The organism is Mesorhizobium sp. M7A.F.Ca.ET.027.03.2.1, from assembly GCF_003999175.1.
Lineage (GTDB): Bacteria > Pseudomonadota > Alphaproteobacteria > Rhizobiales > Rhizobiaceae > Mesorhizobium.
Map to the genome: position 1 here is coordinate 1 of NZ_RZOM01000180.1, position 7,634 is coordinate 7,634.

The 7,634-nt window shown below is 62.0% G+C and carries 10 protein-coding genes and 1 pseudogene; 9 read left to right on the top strand and 2 right to left on the bottom strand.

Annotated elements, in window-relative coordinates; all coding sequences use genetic code 11:
- Both EN750_RS10680 and EN750_RS10685 read left to right on the top strand, forming a co-directional pair.
- A partial coding sequence (locus EN750_RS10680; protein WP_145967549.1) for an iron-sulfur cluster assembly scaffold protein occupies positions 1–295 on the top strand: 295 nt, incomplete at its 5' end.
- A gap of 2 nt (positions 296–297) precedes the next feature.
- Positions 298–744 carry a cell envelope integrity protein TolA gene (locus EN750_RS10685; RefSeq protein WP_127396397.1) on the top strand — a complete coding sequence of 149 codons (447 nt, stop codon included), beginning with the start codon at positions 298–300 and terminating at the stop codon, positions 742–744.
- Between the two features lie 21 nt (positions 745–765).
- Here the strand turns inward: EN750_RS10685 and EN750_RS10690 are convergent, their stop codons facing one another.
- On the bottom strand, positions 766–1,683 hold the full coding sequence (locus EN750_RS10690) for a LysR substrate-binding domain-containing protein (protein ID WP_127396398.1): 918 nt from the start codon (positions 1,681–1,683) through the stop codon (positions 766–768).
- Positions 1,684–1,773: 90 nt separating this feature from the next.
- Between EN750_RS10690 and EN750_RS10695 the strand changes: the two genes are divergently transcribed.
- The 7 genes from EN750_RS10695 (at position 1,774) to EN750_RS10725 (ending at position 7,230) form a co-directional block, all read left to right on the top strand.
- The gene (locus EN750_RS10695) at positions 1,774–1,938 is read left to right on the top strand and encodes a hypothetical protein (protein WP_127322935.1); all 165 of its coding nucleotides are present in this window, start codon (positions 1,774–1,776) and stop codon (positions 1,936–1,938) included.
- A 79-nt stretch (positions 1,939–2,017) separates the two neighbouring features.
- Complete coding sequence (yidD, locus tag EN750_RS10700; protein WP_127322936.1) at positions 2,018–2,392, top strand: membrane protein insertion efficiency factor YidD; 375 nt, start codon at positions 2,018–2,020, stop codon at positions 2,390–2,392.
- 148 nt (positions 2,393–2,540) lie between these two features.
- Positions 2,541–3,368 (top strand): class D beta-lactamase, encoded by an 828-nt coding sequence (gene blaOXA, locus EN750_RS10705; protein WP_127396399.1) that lies wholly within the window; start codon positions 2,541–2,543, stop codon positions 3,366–3,368.
- A gap of 176 nt (positions 3,369–3,544) precedes the next feature.
- Positions 3,545–5,521: a threonine--tRNA ligase gene (thrS, locus tag EN750_RS10710; protein WP_127396400.1), complete on the top strand. Its 1,977-nt coding sequence runs from the start codon at positions 3,545–3,547 to the stop codon at positions 5,519–5,521.
- Positions 5,522–5,604: 83 nt separating this feature from the next.
- Complete coding sequence (locus EN750_RS10715) at positions 5,605–6,543, top strand: GNAT family N-acetyltransferase (protein ID WP_127396401.1); 939 nt, start codon at positions 5,605–5,607, stop codon at positions 6,541–6,543.
- A 107-nt stretch (positions 6,544–6,650) separates the two neighbouring features.
- Positions 6,651–6,926: a type II toxin-antitoxin system ParD family antitoxin gene (locus EN750_RS10720; protein ID WP_127396402.1), complete on the top strand. Its 276-nt coding sequence runs from the start codon at positions 6,651–6,653 to the stop codon at positions 6,924–6,926.
- Entirely contained in the window at positions 6,916–7,230 is a 315-nt protein-coding gene (locus tag EN750_RS10725) for a type II toxin-antitoxin system RelE/ParE family toxin (RefSeq protein ID WP_127396403.1), read from the top strand. The genes EN750_RS10720 and EN750_RS10725 overlap by 11 nt, the downstream gene beginning before the upstream one ends.
- 28 nt (positions 7,231–7,258) lie before the next feature.
- On the opposite strand, the pseudogene EN750_RS10730 reads toward EN750_RS10725, so the two are convergent.
- Positions 7,259–7,634 (bottom strand): annotated as a pseudogene (locus EN750_RS10730) (hypothetical protein); the annotation flags it as partial.

The following is a 7,634-nucleotide window of genomic DNA, read 5'->3' on the forward strand; positions in this document are numbered from 1 at the left end:
GGTCACGGACTTTGCCCATGACGTGAAAGCCTGTGCGCTCGGCCAGGCGTCGTCATCGATCATGGCGCAGCATGTCGTCGGCGCGAGTGCTGAGGAATTGCGCGCGGTGCGCGACACCATGCTGAAGATGCTCAAGGAAAATGGCGCCCCGCCGGACGGTCGCTTCGCGGATCTCAGATATCTGGAGCCGGTGCGCGACTACAAGGCGCGGCACGCTTCGACCATGCTGACTTTCGATGCCGTGGTCGACGCCATCGGCCAGATCGAGAAGAAGCGCGCCGAAGAAGCGGCCTGACCTTGGGGTTTGGCTACCAAAGCCTGGTGTTTGCCGGGAGCCTTGCTGGCTCACTCGCGTTGAGCGGGACCCCGAGCCGGGCAGACGTAGCGGTCGAGCACGATATCGGCGACTATCTCATGAAGGCAATCCAGCATTGTTGGAACATGCCTGCAAACACCCACAGCATTGCACGCGTCCAGATCAGTCTGAACAAGGACGGGTCACTCGCAGGCCCGCCAAAAATCCTCGGTCCTGTGACGACGCCGCCGGACAAGGTTGCCGAGTCCGCTGTCCGGGCCATCGCACGCTGCGCGCCATTTCCCAGGCTGACATCATATGCTGCCCACTACGATATGTGGCGCGATGTCATCCTCACATTCAACCCGGGAGAAGACTCACCGGGCGAGCTTCCGGCCGCGGATGCGCTCGACAAACTCTTCGAAAAATACAGCAAGAAGGCAAAGTAGCGGGAGCCCGGCCGGAAGGGTTCAAGCCCGCGCTTCCAGCACCCGCCTGCTTTCGACGAATTCGCTTCTGAGCCAGTCGGCGAACGCGGCGGCCGGTTCCGAGAGGTCGCGCAAGTTTCTGGCCACCAGCCAATAGGCGCCGGATGCGACGTCGATGTCGAACGGCTTGACCAGCGCGCCGGATGCGATTTCCCCGCCGATCTGCAAGAGATCGCCCAAGGCCACGCCATGTCCGAGCAAAGCGGCCTGTTTTGAAAGCGACGCATCCGCCAGCATCGGCCCGCGCGCCGGTATGGCGTCGGCGGGCACGCCGGCCGCCTGGAACCAGCGCGCCCAGCCTTGACGGTTTTCCTCGTGCAGAAGCGTGTAGCGGGCAAGATCGATCGGCTTATCGAGGGCAGGGCCAGAAGCAAGCAGCGCCGGCGACAGAACCGGTGAATCGACAGTCGAGGCAAGCCGCTCAGCCTGGCTGCGCGGCCACGCGGTGACATGCGTGCTGAAGCGCAAGGCAAGCTCCGGCTGATCGCTGCGGAACTCGATCAGCCTTGGGTCGACCTCGAGCGAGACGTCGATGTCAGGCCGCAATTGGCGAAACCGGTTGAGCCGCGGCACCAGCCACACGGATGCAAGCGACGGCTCGACACTGACGCGGACCACGGACTGCGCCGGTGTCGCCACCAGTTCTCCAAGCAAGGTGTCGATGGCGTCGAAACTTCTGACAAGCTGCTCCAGCAGACGCCGTCCGGTGTCGGTCAGTTCGACACGGCGATGGTGACGTTCGAACAAGGGTTGGCGCAGGAAGGTTTCGAGTTCCCGGATCTGCCGGCTGATCGCCGCCTGCGAGACGAAAAGCTCCTCGGCGGCCCGGCTGAAGCTCAGATGCCGGCCCGCCGCCTCGAAGCTTCTCAATGCCGTCAGCGGCAAGCGTCCGCGCTTCATTCACATAACCCAGGATTATCCGAAGTGGAAATTATACTCGTTTGAAGGCGAAGGCCAGCGGCGGTCTAATCGCATCAAAGGAGACCGACCATGATCCAGTTGCTGAGCATCTTTGGCGATGTCATGCGGATCGCAACGTTTCAATGGCGTGACAGAAGACAGCATGAAAAGCGTTACGAAGAGCCGACCAGTCGTGGCCGGTGGGTGGCTTCGGCTGACTGGCAGCCGTTTCGCCGTTCCGCCCGTGACGACTGAGTGCGCGCAAGGAGTGGGGATTGCGTTCTCCAGTGGAAGCTCACATCTATCGCTTGGGAAACGCGATACGGAGACTGTGGTGCGCGACCAGCATGGGCATGCGCATATCGCCCGGCCGCCGAAACGCGGCCGCAACTGGCCCGGTCCATGGCGCAAGACGCCGGGCCGTCTCCTCGGCACGTCGCTCGTGCGCCTCTATCAGCTGACGCTGTCGGGCTTTGTCGGCAATTCCTGCCGGCATCTGCCGACCTGTTCAGAATATGCCCATGAGGCGATCGCCCGCCATGGCCTGTGGGCCGGCGGCTGGATGGGATTCTTCCGCGTGCTGCGCTGCGGGCCATTCGGCACGCATGGCATCGACCGCGTGCCGGAGGTGCTGGAGGATCGTTATGTCTGGTTCACGCCATGGCGGTACTGGCGGATCGGCAGCAAGCGCGGCGAAGCGCAGGGGTGATCGCGTCGGTCAGGTACCGGCGGCTCTGCCCGTTTACGATCCGGTAGGGTTAACAACAGCCTGCACAAAGACTGCGCATTTGAGACAAAATCGAGACAAGAGACCCCGCTAAGCCGCTCGCGAACCCCCTTCTTGAGCGAGCAGACAAATGCGCAATTTCGACCGTCTTCCCTTCATCTTTGCCGGGATACTGTTCCTGCTCGCCTGGCTGCTGGGATTTCCGTTGCGCGCGCAATCGGCGCCGCTGGGGGACGTGCAGTGCACGGTGATCGCCGATGCGGCGAGCGGCAAGACGCTTTACGAGGACGGGGTGTGCGACCAGCGGTTCAGCCCGGCGTCGACGTTCAAGGTGCCGTTGTCGCTGATCGGCTATGACAGCGGGATCCTGAGCGACGAGCACACGCCGAGCTGGGATTACAAGCCTGAATTCAACGCGGTGAAGCGGGATCAGAAGACCGTCGATCCGGTGGTCTGGGAGCGAGATTCGATCCTGTGGTTTTCCCGGGAAATCACCCGCCGGCTTGGGTCTGAGAGTTTTGCCGGTTATGTCTCGAAATTCGACTACGGCAATGCCGATGTTTCCGGGAATCCCGGCAGGAATGATGGCTTGACCAAGTCCTGGGTGAATTCCTCGCTCAAGATCACGCCGGTCGAGCAGGTCGAATTCCTGCGCAAGCTGCTGGCCCGCAAGCTGCCTGTCTCGGCCAAGGCCTACGACATGACATCAGCCATCATCCCGACCTTCCAGGCCGGGGGTTGGACGGTGCAAGGCAAGACCGGCAGCACCAGGCTGCGCAACGACGCCGACAAGGTTCAGGACAAGCGCTCGCTTGGCTGGTTCGTCGGATGGGCGAACAAGGATGGCCGCCAGATCGTCTTTGCGCGGCTTGTCGTCGATGCCAACCGTACGGACATGCCAAAGGGCCTCAAGACCCGGGCTGCGTTCCTGAAGGATTTGCCGCTCCTCATCAAATGAACGCTGACATTTGAGCCGGGCTTTACGGCGGCGGAATCTGTCCATAAAAGACAGCCGCTGCCGGACGCATCCGGCTTTTCCCTATGCATGCCGTAACCCCAAAACCGCCATACACTTTTGGGCGACATGCATTTCAACCACCCGCGCTCGTTTGCGGGACTGGATAGGAGATATATATGCTGAATTCCGTTTCCCTGACATTTCCCGATGGCTCCGTCCGCGAATATGACGCGGCGATGACCGGTGCTGGCCTCGCCGAATCGATCTCGAAATCGCTGGCCAAGAAGGCGGTCGCCTATGCGATCGACGGCACGGTTCGCGATCTCAGCGATCCGCTCGGCAAGTCCGGCAAGGTCGAGATCGTCACCCGCGACGACCCGCGCGCGCTGGAGCTGATCCGCCACGACGCGGCCCATGTGCTGGCGGAAGCCGTGCAGGAGATATGGCCGGGAACGCAGGTGACCATCGGGCCGGTGATCGAGAACGGGTTCTACTACGACTTCGCCCGTAACGAGCCGTTCACGCCCGACGATTTTCCGGTGATCGAGAAGAAGATGCGTGAGATCATCGCGCGCAACAAGCCGTTCACCAGGGAAGTCTGGTCGCGCGACAAGGCGAAAAAAGTGTTTGCCGACAAGGGCGAACGCTACAAGCTGGAGTTGATCGACGCCATTCCCGAGGATCAGGATCTCAAGATCTACGCGCAGGGCGACTGGTTCGACCTCTGCCGTGGCCCGCACATGGCCTCGACCGGGCAGATCGGCAATGCCTTCAAATTGATGAAGGTGGCCGGCGCCTATTGGCGCGGTGATTCGAACAACCCGATGCTGACCCGCATCTACGGCACGGCCTGGGCTGATCAGGCGCAGCTCGAAGCCTACCAGATGATGCTGGAGGAGGCCGAGAAGCGCGACCACAGGAAGATCGGCCGCGAGATGGACCTGTTCCATTTCCAGGAAGAGGGACCGGGCGTCGTCTTCTGGCATGCCAAGGGCTGGAAGATGTTCCAGAACCTGGTCAACTACATGCGCCGCCGCCTCGACGAGCAGGGCTATCAGGAGGTCAACGCGCCGCAGGTGCTCGACAAGAGCCTGTGGGAGACGTCAGGCCATTGGGGCTGGTATCGCGACGCCATGTTCAAGGTGACGGTCGCCGGCGACGACACCGATGACGACCGGGTCTTCGCGTTGAAGCCGATGAACTGTCCGGGCCATGTGCAGATTTTCAAGCATGGGTTGAAGTCTTATCGCGATCTACCCGTGAAGCTTGCGGAATTCGGCAATGTGCATCGCTACGAGCCGTCGGGCGCACTGCACGGGCTGATGCGTGTGCGCGGCTTCACGCAAGATGATGCGCACATCTTCTGCACCGAGGAGCAGCTGGCCGCGGAGTGCCTGCGCATCAACGATTTGATCCTGTCGACCTATGCTGATTTCGGTTTTGACGAAATCAGCGTGAAGCTTTCGACGCGGCCCGACAAACGCGTCGGCACCGACGAAGCCTGGGATCATGCCGAGGCAATCATGGGGAGCGTGCTGGAGACGATCAGGACGCGGTCCGGCAATCGCATCAAGACCTCCATCAATCCGGGCGAGGGCGCCTTCTACGGACCGAAATTCGAATATGTGCTCAAGGATGCCATCGGCCGCGAATGGCAGTGCGGCACGACGCAGGTCGACTTCAACCTGCCGGAACGGTTCGGCGCCTTCTATATCGGCTCCGATTCCGAGAAGAAGCAGCCTGTGATGGTGCACCGCGCCATCTGCGGCTCGATGGAGCGCTTCCTCGGCATCCTGATCGAGAACTATTCCGGCCACTTCCCGCTGTGGTTCGCGCCGCTGCAGGTGGTGGTGGCGACGATCACGTCCGACGCCGACGGCTATGCGACCGAGGTGGTGGCAAAGCTGAAGGCCGCCGGGCTTTTGGCGGAAGCGGATCTGCGTAACGAGAAGATCAACTACAAGGTCCGCGAGCACTCGCTGGCCAAGGTTCCGGTCATCCTCGTCTGCGGCAAGCGCGAGGCCGAAGAGCAGACCGTCAACATGCGCCGGTTGGGCTCGCGCGACCAGGAATCGCTTGGCCTTGACCAGGCGATCGCGCAATTGGCCGAAGAAGCTGTTACACCCGACCGCCGGCGCAAACGCGCGGCTTGATTGGCATAGTTTCGACTAATGGCGGTGGAGCGATCCACCGCCATTTTCATATCCCTGTCACGCCGACCTTGTAACCAGCCCCTATGCTCAAGTTGAAATTGCGCGAACGACCGTTTCCCGAGCTTTCCTATGCCAATCCGCGCCAGCCGGCGCTGACACGCTGGTTCATTCATTCGGTCGAAGGCCTGTCAGGCCGCGACCGCTACACAGCACTTTATGATTTCTGGCGCAGCCAGGTCGTGCCGACCGGCGAACGCGTGTTCAGCCGTATGCTCGAACTGATCGACGTCCGCGTGCGGACATCGGATCAATGGCCGCCGGCGCAATTGCCGGATACGCCGCTGGTGATCGTCGCCAATCATCCGTTCGGCATTGGTGACGGCATTGCCGTGCTGTCATTGGTCGAGCAGCTCGGACGCCCGTTCCGGGTGATGATCCACAAGGATCTGCTCAAGATCCGCGAAATGGAGTCTTACTCGCTGCCAATCGACTTTTCCGAGACCAAGGACGCGCTGAAGAACAACATGGCCGTGCGCCATGAGGCGGTGCGGCTGTTGAAGGAAGGCGTCACCATCGTGGTGTTTCCGGCCGGCGGTGTCGCCACCGCGCCGAAGGGGTTTGGCCGGGCACGCGACTTGCCGTGGAAGATGTTTCCAGCCCGTCTCGTCCAGGACGCCAGGGCGTCGGTCATCCCAATGCATTTTTCCGGACAGAACGGCAGGCTGTTCCATCTCGTCAGCGGCCCGATGAACATGGCCGAGCGCGACAGTCGCCTGGCGAAATTCGTCGGCAGGGCCTCTCTGACATTGCGCACGTCGCTGCTCATTCACGAATTCGCGCGGCTGTCCGGCAAGGCGATCGAGGTGCGCGTCGGGGATGTGCTGAGCTGGAGCGAGCTGGAGCCGTTGCGCGACCGCAAGGCATTGCTCGACCGCCTCTATCGAGGCGTGTTCGACCTGGCGCCAGCTTTGCCACGCCGCCGGATCCCGTTCCTGCCGGCGCGGACCAAGATGGCGGCTTGAGGCAGCCAAACGTCCAGCTCAAAAGGGGGCCGGTCTCGGCCGTCCATTGCAGAAATAGTATGACACTGTAACGTCGCGTGCTATAGAAAGGCAAGGAAGGACTTGCCATGAGAACCAGCAAACCGATCACCGTGACCCTTGGCCGCCAGCAGAGCGGCCTCGACGCACGTCTGGCGTCGGGCGCCTACGACTCCGCCAGCGAGGTCATGCGCGCCGCGCTGCGTGCCCTCGACCGTGAGGAGCAGACCATCGCCGCGATCATGCGCGCCAAGGTCCAGGAAGCTCTTGACGACCCGCGTCCAGACATCCCGGCAGAAGAGGTCTTCAAAGAGCTGCGCGCCTATCATGCGGACCGCATGAAGACCTCCAAGCGTGACACATAAGGTCGTCTTCAGGCCGGCGGCTCAAGCCGACCTCTTCGCCATCTACAACTACATCGAAAACGACAGCGGGAATCGGCGTGCCGGCGACTATGTCGACCGCATAGAGGCCGCGTGCATGGCGCTGTCCACCTTCCCGGAACGCGGGACCGTGCGCGACACCGTTGGCCCCGGCGTCCGCATCGTCGGTTTTGAACGCCGCGTGTCGATCGTTTTCCGGGTCGACGGTGGCACCGTGGTCATCCTGCGCGTGCTCTACGGCGGACAGGATTATCCGGCCGGTTCAGAGGATGACGCAGACACCTGATTCCCCGGTAGGAAGTGCGAACTACAATCTAGTCCGCGCCTTCTTCGGGATCCATCGCCGCGGCCTCGGTGGCCAGAACCTCGATCTCCTGGTTCTGCCCGGCCACGACCGTAAAATCCTTCTGATAGATGCGGTCGCGGTTCTTGGCGATGATGGTGTAGTCGCCCTCGGCCAGCACCATCGAGGCGAAGGCGCCGACGGTTTCCTTGATCGGATCGCCCGATTCATTGAGCAGCGACCAGGACGTATCGGCGATCGCCTCGCCACCGGTTTCGCGCACCAGCTTCATGGTGATCTCGGCGGCGTGGTGCTCGACGGTGGCTTCGGTCAGCTTGCCGGCCTCGACACGGATGTCGGAGCGGATGACCGCGTTGACCGCGCCATAGGTCGAGACGACATGGTAG